The 14,910-nt window shown below is 60.8% G+C and carries 14 protein-coding genes and 1 tRNA gene; 9 read left to right on the top strand and 6 right to left on the bottom strand.

The genetic code is table 11. The features are described 5' to 3' along the window. The first annotated feature begins 138 nt into the window (after positions 1-138). The 3 genes from ABQX22_RS19270 (at position 139) to ABQX22_RS19260 (ending at position 2,212) form a co-directional block, all read left to right on the top strand. The gene (locus ABQX22_RS19270) at positions 139-1,023 is read left to right on the top strand and encodes an alpha/beta fold hydrolase (RefSeq protein ID WP_349801443.1); all 885 of its coding nucleotides are present in this window, start codon (positions 139-141) and stop codon (positions 1,021-1,023) included. A gap of 168 nt (positions 1,024-1,191) precedes the next feature. Then, a tRNA-Gly gene (locus ABQX22_RS19265) sits at positions 1,192-1,265 on the top strand. A gap of 305 nt (positions 1,266-1,570) precedes the next feature. Then, positions 1,571-2,212 (top strand): GntR family transcriptional regulator, encoded by a 642-nt coding sequence (locus tag ABQX22_RS19260; protein WP_349801442.1) that lies wholly within the window; start codon positions 1,571-1,573, stop codon positions 2,210-2,212. Between the two features lie 35 nt (positions 2,213-2,247). Here ABQX22_RS19260 and ABQX22_RS19255 read toward each other — a convergent pair whose 3' ends face one another. The 5 genes from ABQX22_RS19255 to ABQX22_RS19235 form a co-directional block, all read right to left on the bottom strand. Continuing rightward, positions 2,248-3,486, bottom strand: a complete 1,239-nt coding sequence (locus tag ABQX22_RS19255) for an ArgE/DapE family deacylase (protein WP_349801441.1) — start codon at positions 3,484-3,486, stop codon at positions 2,248-2,250. Between the two features lie 21 nt (positions 3,487-3,507). Continuing rightward, a complete protein-coding gene (locus ABQX22_RS19250; RefSeq protein WP_349801440.1) occupies positions 3,508-4,245 on the bottom strand; it encodes an amino acid ABC transporter ATP-binding protein in 738 nt (245 codons plus the stop codon). Next, entirely contained in the window at positions 4,223-4,912 is a 690-nt protein-coding gene (locus ABQX22_RS19245; protein WP_349801439.1) for an amino acid ABC transporter permease, read from the bottom strand. The genes ABQX22_RS19250 and ABQX22_RS19245 overlap by 23 nt, the downstream gene beginning before the upstream one ends. Beyond that, positions 4,912-5,580, bottom strand: coding sequence for an amino acid ABC transporter permease (locus ABQX22_RS19240; RefSeq protein WP_349801438.1), 669 nt, complete (start codon positions 5,578-5,580; stop codon positions 4,912-4,914). Before ABQX22_RS19240 ends, ABQX22_RS19245 begins: the two co-directional genes overlap by 1 nt. 73 nt (positions 5,581-5,653) lie before the next feature. Beyond that, positions 5,654-6,472 carry a transporter substrate-binding domain-containing protein gene (locus tag ABQX22_RS19235; protein ID WP_349801437.1) on the bottom strand — a complete coding sequence of 273 codons (819 nt, stop codon included), beginning with the start codon at positions 6,470-6,472 and terminating at the stop codon, positions 5,654-5,656. 166 nt (positions 6,473-6,638) lie between these two features. Here ABQX22_RS19235 and ABQX22_RS19230 point away from each other — a divergent pair, with 166 nt between their 5' ends. From ABQX22_RS19230 to ABQX22_RS26990, 6 genes are read left to right on the top strand one after another with little or no spacing between them, the layout of a single operon-like run. Next, entirely contained in the window at positions 6,639-6,920 is a 282-nt protein-coding gene (locus ABQX22_RS19230; protein WP_349801436.1) for a (2Fe-2S)-binding protein, read from the top strand. Next, complete coding sequence (locus ABQX22_RS19225; protein WP_349801435.1) at positions 6,913-8,334, top strand: NAD(P)/FAD-dependent oxidoreductase; 1,422 nt, start codon at positions 6,913-6,915, stop codon at positions 8,332-8,334. The genes ABQX22_RS19230 and ABQX22_RS19225 overlap by 8 nt, the downstream gene beginning before the upstream one ends. Beyond that, positions 8,331-9,482 carry an NAD(P)/FAD-dependent oxidoreductase gene (locus ABQX22_RS19220; protein ID WP_349801434.1) on the top strand — a complete coding sequence of 384 codons (1,152 nt, stop codon included), beginning with the start codon at positions 8,331-8,333 and terminating at the stop codon, positions 9,480-9,482. The genes ABQX22_RS19225 and ABQX22_RS19220 overlap by 4 nt, the downstream gene beginning before the upstream one ends. Before the next feature lie 10 nt (positions 9,483-9,492). Beyond that, entirely contained in the window at positions 9,493-10,461 is a 969-nt protein-coding gene (locus ABQX22_RS19215) for a dihydrodipicolinate synthase family protein (RefSeq protein ID WP_349801433.1), read from the top strand. Further along, complete coding sequence (gene hydA, locus ABQX22_RS19210) at positions 10,458-11,885, top strand: dihydropyrimidinase (protein WP_349801432.1); 1,428 nt, start codon at positions 10,458-10,460, stop codon at positions 11,883-11,885. The genes ABQX22_RS19215 and hydA overlap by 4 nt, the downstream gene beginning before the upstream one ends. Then, the gene (locus ABQX22_RS26990; RefSeq protein ID WP_441005312.1) at positions 11,812-12,129 is read left to right on the top strand and encodes an FmdB family zinc ribbon protein; all 318 of its coding nucleotides are present in this window, start codon (positions 11,812-11,814) and stop codon (positions 12,127-12,129) included. Before hydA ends, ABQX22_RS26990 begins: the two co-directional genes overlap by 74 nt. Positions 12,130-12,230: 101 nt before the next feature. Here ABQX22_RS26990 and ABQX22_RS19205 read toward each other — a convergent pair whose 3' ends face one another. Further along, the gene (locus ABQX22_RS19205) at positions 12,231-14,822 is read right to left on the bottom strand and encodes a type III effector HrpK domain-containing protein (protein ID WP_349801431.1); all 2,592 of its coding nucleotides are present in this window, start codon (positions 14,820-14,822) and stop codon (positions 12,231-12,233) included. Positions 14,823-14,910 lie beyond the last annotated feature (88 nt).

Here is a 14,910-nt window from a genome sequence, read left to right as displayed (position 1 = left end):
CGAATCGCCCGCCAATAACAATACCTGTCGAACAGATCGTTCGGATCGACATGGGCCTTTTACAAGGCAAATGCCTACCTGTCACGAGACACGTGCAACCTGATTGCGCGCACACCTGTTCACGTCAGGAGACACACTATGAGGCCAGAAATCGCTGTGCTTGATCTACAGGGCCAGTTTCGGGTTTACACGGAGTTCTATCGCGCAGACGCCGCAGAAAAGACCATCATCATGGTCAACGGCTCACTGGCCACGACTGCATCGTTCGCACAAACCGTTCGCAACCTGCACCCGCAGTTCAATGTGGTGCTCTACGACCCACCCTACGCCGGCAAATCCAAGCCGCATAACCTGCATGAAAAGCCGCTGACCAATGGGGTCGAAGGGCAGATCCTGCTGGAGCTGATCGACCACTTCAACGCCGAGCACATCATGTCGTTTTCGTGGGGTGGCGCGGCCGCGCTGGTGGCGTTGGCGCACAGGCCCAAGCGCATTGAAAGGGCTGTGATCAGTTCGTTCACGGCGGTCATCAATAACCCCCTGCGCGACTACCTCGAACGCGGCGTCCAGCACTTTGGCGCGTTTGACCGGTACGAAGTGGGCAACCTGATCAACAGCACCCTCGGCAAACACCTGCCGCCGTTGTTCAAGCGCTTCAACCACAAACACGTCAGCTCCCTGGACCTGCACGAGTACGCACAGATGCACCACCACATCAACCACGTGCTGCAAATCGATGCACCGGGGCAGCTTAAATTGGCAAAGCGCATCAACGTGCCGGTGCTGTTCATGAACGGTGAGTGGGACGAATACACCGCGGCCCCCGACGCCCGGCTGTTCGCCAACCATGTGCGCGAATGCCACTTCAGCACCATCCAGTCCGCCGGGCACTTTCTGGACATGGAAAACAAAGCCGCGTCCCTGGACTCGAAAAACGCGCTGCTGAGCTTTCTGAAAACCGCCCCCGAGCCTCGCCGATCCCAGTACCGACAGGAACAGCGCCACCCGGCATTCGCCCTCTGATGATGATCACCCGCAAGGGCCCCACGCGTCGGCGTTCGCCCCACAGCCGCCGTCGCGCCGGTCTCTGCCTTTGCGTCCGTGCCGCTGAAACTTGCCAGCTTCGCAAATTAGCGCTTCATTTAAAGCACCGCTTCTGGTACAAAGTCAGCCGCTCCAAAAGCGTGACAAGCGGGTGTCGTATAATGGCATTACTCCAGCTTCCCAAGCTGATAACGAGGGTTCGATTCCCTTCACCCGCTCCAATCTATTCAAGGCTTCCAGCGGTACCGATGTGACCATGCAATGCGGGTGACAGTGACTGAATCTGGAAATGTTTGCGCAACAGCGCAACACACAAATCTCCTCCCCTGCCCCCTCCAATGCCGTGTCGGCTTTTCATGTTGCCCCTTCTATTCGAAGCCTTCGGCAACATCAGATCGCGTCTGTCTCCAGCGCACGACCTCTTCTGGCTGTCGATTGACCCTGAACATTTGCTCGCTACAACGGGTGTACTGCGCAGCAGCGCATATCTCTCGTATACTTCGGCAAAGTTTTTGAGTGATTGACCGTGACGCGACCTATTGCAATTCCCTCCGACAAATTGGCCGAACTGGCCTATCAAACGCTGCGCCGGATGATCCTGGAAAAGGTTCTGCGCACCGGCGGTCCTGTCGTCGAAGGTCGCTTGGTCGAGGAACTGAATATCTCCCGCACACCTCTTCGCGAGGCATTGCTGCGACTGGAAGGCGAGGGATTGCTGGTGCGCAGCGGCGGTCGCTCCTATTCGGTGCGGTATGTCAGCGCGCAGGAATACTTTCAGACCATGAAGGTTCGGGAGTTGCTGGAGATGGAGGCGATCGGACTGGCCATGGGCAAGATTGACCACCGCCAGATCGAGCAGTTGATCAAGAAACTCAAATCACTGGGCAAGGGCCAGCAGGAACCGGCGCACTGGCAGATCGATGATCAAGTGCACACCATGTATGCCCATGCATCAGGCAACCCGGTCCTGGCCCGGCTGATTGAACAAGTGCGCACCCACAGTCGCCTTTTCGAACTGGTCAGCCCGTTCAACCGAATCGAAGAGGACCGGGCCGAGCACCTAGCCATCCTCGAAGCCTACCTGGCGGGCGACGTCGACGCCGCCCGTGCCAGTGTGCGTAACCACCTGCAAAACCTGCGCTTGTTTGTGCTTGACCGGATCAGCTAGAGCGCTCGCAAAGCCTGCCCCCCGGCGACGTCTTTTCAGGCGGGGGCAAGCACATCATTGAGCGTAATCGCGATGGTCTGGGTGGCGATTCGCAAATCCTCTAGGACGATGCGCTCGTCGGCACGATGCCCGTTCGCCTCCAACAGGCTGCGTGGACCCGCGCCGTAGATAACGGTCGGCACGCCAGCCTCGCAGTACAAACGCGCGTCGGTGTACAGCGGAACGCCCTCGGTGGGGATGTCCATCCCCAAGGTCTGTTTTGCGGCGCTTTGCAATGCAAGCGTCAGACGCTCGGCACCGTCGAGCATGTACAGCGGCGACGTCACCAGAATTTCCCGCACGTGAGCCGTGATGCCCGGTAACCCGTCGACTGCAGAAGCTATCAGCGTCTTGAGCTCATGCAGCACGGTCTGTGCTTTCTCTTCCGGAATGACGCGTCGATCAAGCCGCAGGGTGACGCGGTCGGGCACGACGTTGGTATTGATACCACCCTCGATCAAGCCGACCACCAGGGTGGGATGCTCAATGCCCGGTGTCTGTGAGCGAGTGTGAACCAGCGTGTCGCGATAGGCGTACAGCGCCGTCAGTAACGTGTTTATGGCCTCCATCGCATCATGACCGGTGTCTGGCCGGGCGGCGTGTGCCGACTTGCCGCGCACAACGACCTCAAGGTGGATCGCGCCGTTGTGCGCGGTGGTGATTGCATAGCTGAAACCCGCGCAAATGGCGTAATCGGGCTTCACGATGCCGTTCTTCAACAGCCATGCCGGGCCGATCAAACCGCCCGTTTCCTCGTCATACGTCAGGTGCAGCTCCACTGTGCCCGCCAACTGCGCACCCGATTCGATCAACGCCTTGAGGGCGAACGCGTAGGTTGCAAAATCGGACTTGGAAACAGCGGCCCCGCGCCCATACATCATGCCGTCGCGAATGAGTGCGCCGTACGGATCGGCAGTCCAGCCTTCACCCGGCGGAACCACGTCGCCGTGCGCGTTCAGGGCGATGATCGGGCCGTCGCCAAAGCGATGCCGAACCACCAGATTGGTGGCGCTGAGCATACCGGCGGCCGTGACTTCCTCCTGCGGCACGCTGTAGCGCTCAACGACAAACCCCAACGCTTCCAGCGCAAGCGCCGTGACTTCGGCGTGCTCGGCACAGTCGCCGGCCGGGTTGTCGGAAGGACGTCGCACAAGGTCCGCGAGGAACTCGATCTGGCTCGGGAAAAGGGCGTCGACTGCTGTGCACAGCTGCGCGGATGAAACCGTCTGGCTCATGAAATTGTCCTTGGAATGAGATTAATGACGCAGGATCTTGCCGACGAATGCTCGGGTGCGTTGTTCGTTCGGCGCGTCGAAAATGACCTGCGGCGAGCCGACTTCGACGACGAGGCCGTCCGCCATGAAAACGACCTTGGAGGAGATTTCCCGCACGAAGCTCATTTCGTGGGACACGATAAACATCGTCATGCCCTCACCCGCCAGCTCACGGATGGTGTCCAGCACCTCGTTGACCAGTTCCGGGTCGAGCGCGGCAGTCACCTCATCGAGCAGCAGCACCTTGGGCTTGACTGCCAACGCACGGGCAATCGCCACGCGCTGCTGCTGACCGCCCGACAACTCGTCGGGATAGGCCTTGAGTCGATGCCCCAGCCCGACCCGGTTCAGCAGCCGGATCGCGTCGGCTTCGACTTCCTGCCTGGGCCAGCCTTTGATTTTGGTGGGCGTGATCATGACGTTCTCCAGCACGGTCATGTTCTGGAACAGGTTGTACTGCTGAAACACGATGGCAATGTCCGCGCGCAAGCCACGAACGCTGGCTTTGTTGCCGTAGTCCACCGCCTGCCCCTCCAGCCGGACGCTGCCGGAGACCGGTGGCAGCAAGCCCATCAGTACACGCAGCAGCGTGCTTTTGCCCGAGCCTGAAGGGCCGATCAGGCTGACAATCTCACCTTTCTCTACCGACAGATTGATGTGTTCCAGAACGCTTTGTGCGCCGTACGACGCCTTGAGCTCAACGATTTCGAGTTGCGGCAAGTGTTCTCTCCAGGCGCTTACCAAAGCGCGACAACGGGTAAGAAAGCGCGAAGTACAGGATCAATATCGTTCCGTACACGAGTGCCGCCGAGAAGCCTTTACTGGTCAGCACATTGCTGGCGGACGTCATCTCCATTACCCCGATCTGCGAAGCCAGCGCAGTGTCCTTGATAAACATCACGAAGAAGCTGAACGTCGGAGGCACGATAATCCGCCAGCCCTGAGGCACGATGACGTACCGCAGGGTTTCCAGGTAATTGAAATTGAGGGTCTGCGCCGCCTCCCATTGATTGCGGTGCACGGACTCCAGCCCGCTGCGGATGATCTCCCCCAGGTACGCCGCCGCGATCAGGCACACGCTGACCAGTGCTACCGAAAATGTCGAAAGGCCCAGCTTCGACGTCTGGCTGGCGAAAAACACCAACATCAACGTGATCAGGAACGGGATCCGCCGGAAGAGAAAGCAGTACAGATAGGCCAGTGCCCGCAGTGGCGCCATGGCCGGTGATCGAGTCAGGCGCACAACGGCAATCAGGAACCCGAAGAGGAACCCGGCGAGGCAGCCAACGACCGAGAGCACGAACGTGGCGAGCAGGCCCTTGAGCAACAACAGAACGTTGTAATAAGAGAACAGCTGCACGAGTTCAGCCATATGAGCGTCGGACATCAGAAAGCCTTCAGCTTGGCGCGGAAGACGTAACGCCCAACCGCTGCCAGCATCAATGTCGCGATCAAGGTAATGACGATGTACAGAACGGCGGCGATCGAAAAGGCTTCCACCGACAGATACGTCTGCGAACTGAGATTGAAACTGCGCCCGGTGAGTTCTTCAACGCCAAAGATCGAGGCCATCGATGTCCCAAGCGTCATGACGATGAACTGATTGGATAACGGCGCAAACATCACTTTCAGCACGTGCGGCAGGATCACGTAACGCACGATCTGCACGCTGGAAAAACCCATCACTTCAGCCGCCTCAATCTCCATCCTTCGCACGGAGTCAAAGCCTGCGCGCTGGATCTCGCACAGGTAGGCCCCGGCATTGAAGGTTGCGCCAATCAGCACTGCAGTGAAGGGAGACAGGGTGATGCCGACTTCAGGCAGGGCGAAAAACAGAAAGTAAATCTGCACAAGCTGGGGCGTGTTGGTGGCAAAAATCACGTACCCGTTGACCACCCTGCGCAGCCAGCGCGGCCCGTACCGCAGCACGGAGGCGCACACCAGCCCGACGATCATGCCCAACGCAAACGCTGACACCGCTATTTGCAGGCTGATCCAGGCGCCGCCCAGCAGGTAGGGCCACTGCTCAAGCAGCGGTTCAAAATTCAGATTCATTCAGGGAAAGTTCCTGCCGGTCTACGCGGCGCGCCTGCTCCATCAGGCGCGCACCGTCATTGCTGTCGTTGAATTACTGAGCCGTCGGCGAGGTGGTTGGGTCGTGCAACATGGCGCTGCCGAACCATTTCTTCCAGCTTGCTGCAATGAAGCCCGACGAATGCAATGTAGCCAGCTCGGTGTTCAAGCGAGCGGCCAAGGCCGTGTTGCCCTTCTGGATGCCGATGCAGTCGTAGTCCACTTCGATGGGCGCGTCGACGACCTTCCACTTAGTGGGGTAGTTCTTGGTGTAGCTGAGCATGAAGTCCAGCACATCGATCAGTGCGTCGGCCCGGCCTTGGGAAATCGCACGAACGGCATCCGGGTAGTTGTCGAGAATCAGCAACTGCGCTTTAGGCAGTTTTTCCTGAATCAGTTTGATGGGCGTCGTGCCCCGCACCTGGACCAGGCGCACCGCCGGGTCGTTGAGCTGAGTCCATTCGGTATAAGGCTTGCCTTCGGTGGTCAGAACGCCCAGCACCTCGGTGTTCACCGGGTTAGTGAAGTCCACCACCTTGAGCCGGTCAGCATTGCGTGTCATGCCTCCCATGACCGCGTCGATTTTGTCCGCCATGAGGAACGGCACACGGTCATTGGAACCGATGGGCACGATTTCCAGCTTTACGCCCAATGAATCGGCGATCTTCTGCGCAACAGTGACATCAAAGCCGTCGATGTTGTTCTGGGCGTCATACACCCCAAGCGGCGGCAGGTTTGGATTGACGCCGAAGATGATTTTCTTTGAAGCCATGATCTCATCAAGGGAGCGCGCGCTGGCGTCCATGGCGCCGAGGAGCGCACAAGCAACGATCCCTGCGGTGAACAAACGGCTCAGCGTAGACGGTGATCTCATATCTGTTGCTCCGGGAAGATGCTTCTGGCTCAAGGAAAAATACCGGCCGAGAAGTGCAAAAATCTATCGTTCGAGTATTTTGCGTATACCGAACATATACGATAGCATGACGAATCGCTTGTCAAGCAGCCCCTTGCCAAAGGCCCGATCAACCATGAGTACCGTCATGCAAGATGTACACCGCGGCGTGACCGTCGACTTCCGCTTCGATGGCAGCGCTTACACCGCACTGGCCGGGCAAAGCGTTGCGGCGGCGCTTTTCGCCAGCGGCGTGAAGGTGTTACGCGCAAGCCCAAGAGCACAACAACCCAGGGGCATGTTTTGCCTGATGGGCTCGTGTCAGGAATGCCTGGTAATGGTGGATGGACGTCGCGTGCTGGCGTGTCAGACCCCTGTCACGCAGGGCCTCAGCATTTCGGTGGTGCCGCAGGCTCATGCCCATGACTGACTTCGACCTCATCGTGCTGGGCGCGGGGCCTGCAGGCATCAATGCAGCACTGGCGGCTTCGGGCGCCGGGTTGAGCGTCGCGATCGTCGATGAAAACGGCGCGGCGGGTGGACAGGTCTACCGGGCGCCCGCCGTTTTTGACGCCTCGGACGACAGCCCTGAAGCCACCGCCGGCCATGCACTGCGCGCCGCGCTGGACAAGAGTGCGGTCAAAACCTACTTCGGGTATTCGGCATGGGCCGTCACCGCTGACTTCCAGGTAGACGCCGTTGGCCCGGCCGGCCCGATCTGCATCCGCTCCACAGCCTTGATCGTTGCCGCAGGCACCACTGAACGCGTCGTGCCCTTTGAAGGCTGGACCACACCGGGGGTGATCGGGCTGGCCGCCGCAACCATCCTGCTCAAATCGCAAAAAGTCCTGCCGGGCAAAACCACCCTGGTGGCCGGGTGCGGCCCCTTATTGGCCGCCGTCGCGGCGGGCATCCTCAAAGCGGGCGGCACCGTGGCGGGCATTGCAGATCTTGCGAGCCCGGCAGACTGGGCTCGGGCCACACCCGCCCTGTTGTCGCGCCCGGACATCCTTCGCCAGGGCGTCAAGTGGGCGCTGGCGATTCGCCGGGCCAGGGTACCGCTGCACACTCGCCACACCTTGGTCAGCGTCGTGCCGGACGGACCACAATTGCGCGCCGTCCTTGCCCCGTGTGACAGCGCGGGCCGTCCCGTCGCCGGCGCACATAAAAGCCTGCTGGTCGATTGCGTCACAGTGGGCCACGGCTTGACGCCCTCCACCGACATCACTCGCCTGCTGCGTGCCGAGCACCACTATTCCCGTGCATCAGGGGGCTGGGTCGCTAAAACGGATGCCTACGGCCTGACTTCCCGCGAGCGTCTCTATGTGGTGGGAGACGGCGCAGGCATCGCCGGTGCCGCAGCGGCGGCCCATCACGGTGCACTGGCGGGGCTGGCGTGCGCGCTGTTTCAGCTTCCCGACCGGTCCGCACAGCTGGGCGCCGCACTGAAAACCACCCAGACCCTGCATGCGCGCTCCGCCCGTTTTGGTCGATCGATGGCGCGACTGATGGCCTTGCGTCCTGGCCATGTCGACAGCATTTCCCCGGACACCATCGTGTGCCGCTGCGAAGACGTGACCCGCGCCGAGATTGATGCGGCCTGCGACGCAGGTGCGCGTGACGTCAACCAGCTGAAAGCCTGGACGCGCTGCGGAATGGGACCTTGTCAGGGCCGCACCTGTGGCGATGTGGCGGCAGAAATCGTCGCCGCACATCACCACACGGCGCGGGATCAGGTGGGCATTTTCTCTGCGCGCACGCCGCTTCGTCCCCTCTCGGTCGCAGCGCTGACGGGCGATTTCGTCTACGCCGATATCCCCATTCCCAAGGCGGCTCCGCTGTGAACAAAGCCCATTCAACCACTCATGGATTCGATGTCTGCGTTGTCGGCGGCGGCGTCATGGGTTGCACCACCGCGCTGTTTCTGGCGCGCGCCGGCATGCGTGTGGTGCTGGTCGAACGCGACGCGCTCTGCCGCGGTGCATCGGGCGTCAATGCCGGCACGCTGACGTTGCACATGACCCGCGCCGCGTTGGTGCCCTATGCCATCAAGGCCTGGGACATGTGGATGCAGACCGACACGTGGCTGGGGCATGGTGTACTGGCGACCGCAGCGCCCGGATTGTCGCTGGCGTATACCCCTGGCGAGCAGGAAATCCTCAAGGCCCGAGCCGCTGCCCGTCGTGAGTACGGTGCGCACATCGACATGCTCAGCCCCGCCCAGGCGCGCACCATTGAGCCTGGCCTGAGCGATCAGGTACTGGAAGCCGCCTACTGCGCAACCGATGGCTTTGCCAGTGCCTACCTGACCGGACGCGCTTATCACGCTGCGTTGACAGAGGCCGGCGTGCGCATCGTCGAGCAAACGCCCGTCACCCGTATCGAGCGCACTCAGGGTGGCTATCAAATCCACAGCCAAGTGGCAGACAGCCAATTCCAGGCCTCCCGGCTGGTCATGGCAGGCGGCGTCTGGCTTGAGCCGCTGCTGGAAATGCTCGGCCTGCACATCCCGGTAAAAACCCTGGTCAACCAACTGATCGTCACTGAGCGCATGCCCACTGTGATGCGTTCGGTGCTCAGCATCGCCAGCGGTTTGCTGTCGATGAAGCAATTTGCCAACGGTAGCGTGCTGATCGGAGGGGGCTGGCAAGGCATCGGTGATCGCCAGCGCGGCGGGGTCGAGACAATCCCCAAGAACCTGATCGGCAACCTGCGCCTGGCCCAGCACGTCATTCCCGAGCTGGCCAATGCCCGCGTGGCGCGCATCTGGCTTGGGCTGGAATCGGAAACCGCCGATGCCATGCCGATGATCGGGGCCCTCCCCGGCCTCGACAATGCCTACGTCATCGGCTGCGTGCATTCGGGCTATACCAGCGGCCCGTACATGGGCAAGTTGCTTGCCCAACACATGCTGGGGGAAACCACAGAACTGCCTCTTTTCGATCCGGCTCGATTGCTCCAGACGCCTGCCGCCACTGCCCCGAACACGTGAGACTACTGCCATGATCCCAGCGCATCCAACCCCGTTCAACGGCGTCTACGCCGCCACCCCCTGCCCGCTGGACAACGACGGCCGCCATCTCGATGAAGCAAGCCTGGAACGCTATCTGCGCGAGATTGCATCGGTAGATGGCATTTGCGGTCTGCTGATCAACGGGCATGCCGGTGAAAACGTTGCCCTGTCGCGCAGTGACAAGCGTCGGGTCGTGGAGATTGCCAAGGCGGTCTGCGACGACCGCACGATCCTCGTCGCCGGCGTCAATTGCGAAGACAGCTTTGAGGCTCAGGCCCACACTGACGACGCGAAAAAAGCCGGGGCAGATGTGGTGCTGTTGTTTCCACCCTACTCCTGGTCGTTGTCCACCGACGTCTCGACGGTGTTGACCCACCACCGCATCGCCAACGCCAACGCGCGGATGCCGATGATGCTTTATCAGGCTGGGGTGGGCACCGGCGGCATGGCCTACACACCCGACATGCTCGACGCGCTTGTCAGGCTGCCGGAAGTGATCGCGGTCAAGGAAGGCAGCTGGGAAACCGCCGCCTACGAAGCCAATCGCCGCCTGATCCATGAAGTTGCCCCGCACGTGGCGGTCATGGCATCGGGCGACGAACACTTGCTGACCTGCTTCATTCTCGGCACCGAGGGCAGCGTGGTCAGCCTCGCGGCAGTCGTACCGGAACTGGTCGTCGCGCTCTACCGGGCCGTGGCCGACAAAAATCTGGCCGAAGCCCAACGCCTGCACGGTTATGTGTATCCGTTGGCCCAGGCGATTTATGGCAAGGCGCCGGGTATGCACGCCACGGCCCGGCTGAAAGCCTGTCTGCACATGCTCGGCCGGTTTCCTGAAGCCGCTGTGCGCCCGCCAGTGCCACTGCTGGATACGCAGCAGTACGCGCACCTTGAAAATGTGCTGAATCACGCCTGCGCATTCAACACCGACACCCTTAAAGCCCGGAGTGCACTATGAGCCTTACCCTGATTCGTGGTGGCCGCATCATCACTGCCGTCGACGATTACGTCGCCGACATCCTGGTGGACGGCGAACAGATCGTCAGCATCGGTCGCCAACTGTCCGTGAGTTCTGACACCCAGGTGATCGATGCGACCGGGATGATGGTGTTTCCAGGTGGCGTCGACTGCCATACCCACATGGAAAACACCTTCGGCCCGTCGGTGACGGCGGACAACTTCGCGTCGGGCACACGCTCAGCGGCCTACGGCGGGACCACCACCATCATCGATTTTGCCTTGCAGTTAAGCGGAACCAGCCCGCTGCAGGCCCTCGAACGGGCGCAGGCCAAAGCGGCCGGCAAGGCCAACATCGATTACGGTTTTCACGTCATCATCACCGAAGTGGACGCTCAGGTACTGGCCGACATGCAGCACGCCATTCGCCATGAAGGGGTCTCCAGCTTCAAGATGTTCATGGCCTACCCGGGCACCGTGATGTCCGACGATGCCTCGATTTTCCAGGCCATGCGCATGGTCGGGCAGCATGGCGGCATGATCGCGCTGCACGCTGAAAACGGCACGGTCGTCGACCTGCTCATTCGCGAAGCCATCGCCAAGGGTCATACCTCACCCCGCCACCATGCATTGACCCGTCCGGCGATACTCGAGGGTGAAGCCACGCACCGCGGCATCAAGCTGGCCGAGTTGGCCGAAGCGCCGGTGTATTTCGTCCATTTGTCGGCCAAGGAAGCGCTCAAGCACGTAATCGAAGCACGCGACCTGGGCATCCCGGTCTTCGCGGAGACCTGCCCGCATTATCTGTTCTTCGACGAATCGTCTTACGCAGAGACCGACGAGCAGGACAGTTACGAACACGCACGCTTCGTCATGAGTCCGCCCCTGCGCTCCAAGGATTCACAAAATGCGTTGTGGACGGCCTTGAAGACTGACGACCTGCAACTGGTGTCAACCGATCACTGTCCTTACTGCCTCAAGGAAGGACACCTGGGCAAGGTCAATCAGAAACCGCTCGGCCGTGACGACTTCTCGCAAATACCCAACGGCGTGCCAGGCGTCGAAACCCGCATGACCGTCGTCTATGACGGCGGCGTGCGCACCGGCCGCATCTCGCTCAATCGCTTCGTCGAATTGATGTCCACCGCGCCCGCCAAACTGTTCGGGCTGTTCCCACGCAAAGGCACGATCGCCGTGGGCAGCGATGCCGATCTGGTCATATTCGACCCGAATGAAGCGCACACCATCAGCGCCAAAACACAGCACAGCGACTGCGATTTCACGTTGTTCGAAGGCCACCGTGTCCACGGGCGGGTCAAGAAGGTGCTGCTGCGTGGCCGTTTATTGGTCGATGGCGACCACTGGGTCGGCAACACAGGCCAAGGCCAGTTCATGGCCCGCGGCGAGCTGGGCAAGTACTGGTAAACGACATCCGGGGGCAGCGTCGATCATGGGCATCTATGAGTACCAATGTGAACAGTGCGGTGTATTCGAAGAAAGGCGCGCCATGGACGATCGCAACGAGCCTGCCCATTGCGGGAAATGCGGCGCCCTTTGCCTGAGGGTCCTTAACCTGCGGCCGACGTTGCTCACGCATCGCGTGGCGCGGTTAGATCCTGACAAGCCGCCCGCCCCAGCGTCCCACGGCAAGGGCTGTTCGTGTTGTTGACCGGAAGGCGCTGAACTGAGTGGACCGCAGGAGGCACCTTCGACGGCGCCATCAAAACCTCAAGCCGGGGCCCTATTCAGGCCCCGGCAGAGCGTTCGCGTTTAGTCGCTTTCAGGCCAATCCTCATCCGGCACGTCACTGATATCGCCGTTCTCAACCCCATCGATTTCGTACTGGGTCAGGTAGTCGCCGAGCAGATCGCCGAAGTGGTCTTGCTGGGTCTGTCGCTTGCCTTCGGCGATCAGGCCCGGCAGCAAGAGGGCTACGGCGCCGACGCCCGCAGCGAAGGTGCCGAGCAGTCCGGCCAGCGGGGCCACGGCGGCGCGGAGTGCGAGGTTGCCAAGAACGCCTGAGCCGCCCTCTATCGCCGATGCCAGGCCCGACAATGTCGCCAGTGCGCCTGAGGTGATGCTGATGCCGCCGCCGACCGCGTCGCCTTTGCGAATCGACTGAACCCCGTCAAAGATGCCGTACGCGCCCGCAACGATACCGGCCAGGCCGCCGATGCCTTTGGCCGTGCTTTCAAGGGTGTCGACGGTGTTGGTCAACGACTTGATCGGGTCGTCGAAGAACGCTTTGATTTTGGGATCAAGGACCGTGCCGGCGTTTTTCAGGTAGCTCTTGAGGTTCTTGGCCCCGCCCTCGGTGAGCAGGGTCGTGGTCAGCACCGATCCCGTGGTGATGTCGATGATGTTTCGTTCGGTCAGCTTGCCGCCGCTCTGAGCACCTTTGGCGATGGTCACGCCGGCCATGAAGATGCCGCTGATGCCGTGCAGCACGCCTTTGTCAGAGAGATTCTTGAGGTCTGGGTTGAGCCAGGACGACTTCAACTCCGCCAGCGACTTGGTGCCTTGGCGCAGAATGTCCCAGTCCGAGCGGATGCCTGCGACGATCTGGTCCGCCGTTGCAACGGTGCCATCCTGGTTGGTGACCAGCTCGGGGTTGGACTTGATCAGCGCTTCGGCCATCGCCCGGACTTTCGCTTCATCGAGCTCTTCACCGCCATTGATGCCCAAGGCTTCTTTGAGGTCATCGAAGGTGCCGTCCTTCATGGCGTTGTCGCGGCCGATCCGGCTGAAGTTATCGTTCAACTGCGTGTCGAAGCGGGCGGTGACAGCGGGGTCCAGCGCGGCATTGTAAAGTGCGACCTCCGAGGAGAAGGTGCCGACCGCTTCTTCGAAGGTGCCGGTCTTCATCAGCTCTTCCAGCCGGGTTCCGGACGCCAGCGAGTGCTCGTAGTAGTCCGTGAACGCCTGGGCGTGCTGAGAGGCGCCGACGCCCTTTTGAATCTCTGCCCGATCATTGATGCCGAGCGCTTCCTGATACAGCGTTGCGCTGGAGAAGTACTCGGCCAGCGCGGCCTGCTGATCGGTGCTGCCGTCCTTGGTATGGGTTTCACACAGCGCGTCGAGCGCGGCACCGGACTTGATGTCGTCGTAGTTTTTTTGCACCGCCGCCTTCAAGCCGGGGTCGGCCTCGAACAGCTTGTCCATCTGCGTCGAGCTGCTTTCATTGAGGAATTTGACCACCTCGGGGTCACTTTGCAGCTGATCGATATGGCTGTTGACATCGTCCAGCAACTTGTTCGGATCGGGATGGCTGCCAACGGCGTTGGCGATGGACACCTTGCCGTAGTCATCACCCCACATGCCTGCCGCCGCGCCATCGATGATCAACTGTTGCGCCTTGAGCAGGTCCTGCAGCACCGCCGCCTTCTGTTCGACGGTGTAGTTGCCCGGATTTTCGAAGACGTCCTTGCCCAGCTGTGCGGTGTCGATGCCGGAGACGGCGTTGGCGTTCGCCACCTGGTTGAGGAACAGCAGCGCATCCCCGGCCGTTTTGGGGCTGCTGGACTTCAGCCAGTTCTGGATGTCGCTCTTGCCGAGCTTGCCGTCAGGCTTGCTCTCCAATGGCTTGCCGCTGGTTTCAAGATTTTCGAACGCGCCCGGCTGCAGCCAAAAGGTAATGGCCTGCTTCAGGTCGTCGCTGACGTGCGGGTTTTCATCCAGATATTTCTGCAAGGCCTCGCGGGTCAGGTTTTTGCCGCTGCCGGTTTTGCTGCTGATGTCATCGAAGTTTTCCATCAGTAGCGCCGAATGTTTGGCCAGCTCGATGGAGGTAGCGTCTGCCTTCGGCGAGGCTTTCAGGAAATCTTTATAAGCACCGACGTCTTCGGCTTTGAAGGCAACAGGGCGCAACCACGCGTTCAGGTCGTTATTGCTGATTTTGCCGTCGGCCTTGTTGTTGTGTGCCTTGGTATCCAGCAGGTCGAAAAAGCCTTTGTTGTCGAGCAGGAATTGAGCAGCCTTGCGATCTTCCGGGCTGCGATTTTCGTCGGCAGCGTACTTCCTCAAATCCTTATCGCTGACGATGCTGTCGGAGCCGTTCCAGTTGTCCCAGCGCTCGCGGATCGTCTCGATGGTCTCGCGGTTCTGCTCGTAGAACCCGCTTTGGTAGCCCTCCTGTTCCCAGGTCTGGGCATCTGACTGGGCACCGTCCACCGCGTGCTGCACGACTTTTAGTGCCGTGGCACCCAGGGACGGCGAACCTTCTTTGTCAGCGGGCGTTCCGGGCGCGGTCTTCTTGTCGCTGACGGGCTTGCGGGCAACGCCGAGGATTTTTTCAAAGCGCTGGCCTGCTTCCAGGGCGGCGGATTTGCTTTCTGCCGAGCGGGGATTGCTGTCGATACGCATGGGACGTCCTCCTGAAAATGGCGCCGATGGCGCGGGGGACGTCAACTATTGCGGCTACGCGTGACAGGGGGATGACGTGTGGCGAGTA

The sequence above is a fragment of the Xanthomonas sp. WHRI 1810A genome (assembly GCF_040202885.1).
GTDB lineage: Bacteria > Pseudomonadota > Gammaproteobacteria > Pseudomonadales > Pseudomonadaceae > Aquipseudomonas.
Note: the sequence above shows the minus strand (reverse complement) of the source record. Positions and strands in the feature narration are given on the sequence as shown.

Bases quoted from the DNA above. Each gene is read 5' to 3' on its own strand.
- ABQX22_RS26990 (WP_441005312.1), top strand. From the start codon at position 11,812: ATGGCGACCACTGGGTCGGCAACACAGGCCAAGGCCAGTTCATGGCCC.
- ABQX22_RS19235 (WP_349801437.1), bottom strand. From the start codon at position 6,472: ATGAGATCACCGTCTACGCTGAGCCGTTTGTTCACCGCAGGGATCGTT.
- ABQX22_RS19215 (WP_349801433.1), top strand. From the start codon at position 9,493: ATGATCCCAGCGCATCCAACCCCGTTCAACGGCGTCTACGCCGCCACC.
- ABQX22_RS19245 (WP_349801439.1), bottom strand. From the start codon at position 4,912: ATGTCCGACGCTCATATGGCTGAACTCGTGCAGCTGTTCTCTTATTAC.
- ABQX22_RS19270 (WP_349801443.1), top strand. From the start codon at position 139: ATGAGGCCAGAAATCGCTGTGCTTGATCTACAGGGCCAGTTTCGGGTT.
- hydA (WP_349801432.1), top strand. From the start codon at position 10,458: ATGAGCCTTACCCTGATTCGTGGTGGCCGCATCATCACTGCCGTCGAC.
- ABQX22_RS19240 (WP_349801438.1), bottom strand. From the start codon at position 5,580: ATGAATCTGAATTTTGAACCGCTGCTTGAGCAGTGGCCCTACCTGCTG.
- ABQX22_RS19205 (WP_349801431.1), bottom strand. From the start codon at position 14,822: ATGCGTATCGACAGCAATCCCCGCTCGGCAGAAAGCAAATCCGCCGCC.
- ABQX22_RS19225 (WP_349801435.1), top strand. From the start codon at position 6,913: ATGACTGACTTCGACCTCATCGTGCTGGGCGCGGGGCCTGCAGGCATC.
- ABQX22_RS19255 (WP_349801441.1), bottom strand. From the start codon at position 3,486: ATGAGCCAGACGGTTTCATCCGCGCAGCTGTGCACAGCAGTCGACGCC.
- ABQX22_RS19230 (WP_349801436.1), top strand. From the start codon at position 6,639: ATGCAAGATGTACACCGCGGCGTGACCGTCGACTTCCGCTTCGATGGC.